The 263-nt window shown below is 57.8% G+C and carries 1 protein-coding gene; it reads right to left on the bottom strand.

The genetic code is table 11. The features are described 5' to 3' along the window. A partial coding sequence (locus tag ABLN87_RS22425) for a DDE-type integrase/transposase/recombinase (protein WP_353014332.1) occupies positions 1-263 on the bottom strand: 263 nt, incomplete at both ends.

Genomic DNA, 263 nt, shown 5'->3' with positions numbered 1-263 from the left:
GGCTGGACGAGGATATCAAGCGTATCTCCGTTCGCATCCACCACCCGCCAGAGCCAGCATTTCCGACCGTTGAGCGGAATGACAACTTCGTCCAAATGCCCTTTGTCGGCTGCGGCTGGCCGGTCTCGCCTGAGGCAATTTGCGAAATGGCGACCAAAGCGGTTGACCCATTGTCGGATCGTTTCCCGACTTACCATCACACCGCGTTCCGCGAGCAGATCTTCAACATCGGCAGCACTGAGCGCAAACTGGTGGTAGACCCA

The organism is Ruegeria sp. SCP10 (assembly GCF_040329495.1).
Lineage (GTDB): Bacteria > Pseudomonadota > Alphaproteobacteria > Rhodobacterales > Rhodobacteraceae > Ruegeria.
Note: the sequence above shows the minus strand (reverse complement) of the source record. Positions and strands in the feature narration are given on the sequence as shown.